Source organism: Undibacterium hunanense (genome assembly GCF_014284335.1).
In the GTDB taxonomy this organism is placed as follows: domain Bacteria; phylum Pseudomonadota; class Gammaproteobacteria; order Burkholderiales; family Burkholderiaceae_D; genus Undibacterium; species Undibacterium hunanense.
In genome coordinates, this window is the sequence record NZ_JACOGF010000035.1 from 1 (window position 1) to 1,586 (window position 1,586).

General features: G+C 52.3%; 1 protein-coding gene. It reads right to left on the reverse strand.

What is annotated here, in order from left to right:
- A partial coding sequence (locus H8L32_RS27185) for an efflux RND transporter permease subunit (RefSeq protein WP_186951002.1) occupies positions 1 to 1,586 on the reverse strand: 1,586 nt, incomplete at both ends.

Consider the following 1,586-nt stretch of genomic DNA (forward strand, 5'->3'; position numbering starts at 1 on the left):
CTCTTGAGCATGGGTGGGCCGTCGTCGATGCGGATTTCAGCAACATCGCCAAGTTGGATTTGAGCGCCGCGCTCGGTAAGTACAGGCAACTGGCGCAGTTTCTCAACAGAATCGCGTACTTCCCGGGGATAGCGCACGTTGATGGGAAAGCGCTGTAAGCCTTCTACTGTTTCGCCTATGTTGTCACCACCAATCGCGGCTGAGACGATACTTTGTACATCGGCAATGTTTAGTCCATAACGTGCAGCGGCATCGCGGTTGATATCAACATCAATATAACGGCCACCATTCAGGCGTTCGGCCAGGGCTGAAGATACGCCGGGCACACTCTTAATGACGCGCTCAATATCAACCGTCAGACGGTCAATTTCCTTCAGGCTTACCCCGGAAACCTTGATGCCTACAGGACTCTTGATGCCAGTGGCCAGCATGTCAATACGGTTTCTGATTGGTGGCACCCAGATATTTGAAAGCCCAGGGACTTTGACGACACGATCCAGTTCTTCCACCAGTTTATCCGGGGTCATACCGACACGCCATTGGTCACGCGGTTTGAACTGTATTGTGGTCTCGAACATTTCCAGCGGTGCCGGGTCTGTCGCCGATTCAGCCCGGCCAGCCTTGCCAAACACGCTTTGCACTTCAGGAACGGTTTTGATGAGACGATCAGTTTGCTGTAATAGCTCAGAGACCTTGCCTGCGCCTATACCTGGCAGTGCAGACGGCATGTATAGCAAATCACCTTCATCAAGTGGTGGCATAAATTCACCACCAAGCCGTGACATGGGCCACACCGTCGCCAAGGCAATCAAGCCAGCGACCAGCAAAGTAACTTTTGGTGAGCGCAAAACGACATCGAGCAAAGGCCGGTATATCGCTATCAGGAACCTGTTCAGAGGGTTCTTTTGTTCTTCAGGTATTTTGCCACGTATCAGATAGCCCATCAATACCGGTATCAAAGTCACCGCCAGGCCTGCCGCTGCCGCCATGGCATAGGTCTTGGTGAAGGCTAGCGGAGCAAACAAGCGTCCTTCCTGTGCTTCCAGTGTGAAGACTGGGATAAAGGACAGAACGATGATCAATAAGGAAAAGAACAAAGCGGGCCCGACTTCGGCGGCTGCGTCGCCTATCACTTGCCAGTGGGTTTCACCGGTCAGTTTTTCTCCCGAATGAGCATGACTCCAGGCTTCAATATGCTTGTGGGCATTTTCTATCATGACGACCGCAGCATCGACCATGGCACCAATCGCGATGGCAATCCCGCCCAGCGACATGATATTGGCATTCACTCCCTGGAAGTACATGACGATATACGCCGCCAGGATACCTAAAGGCAGGGACACAATGGCAACCAAGGCTGAACGGATGTGGAATAAAAAGATGGCACACACGACAGCCACCACGATGAATTCTTCCAGCAGCTTGTGTTCCAGATTACTCACTGCGCGTTTGATCAGGCTGGAACGGTCATAGACAGGAATGATCTCTACGCCTGGCGGCAGGCTGGGTTTCAGTTTTTCCAGTTTGGTTTTGATAGCATCGATGGTTGCCAGCGCATTTTTGCCTGAGCGCATGACAATCACGCC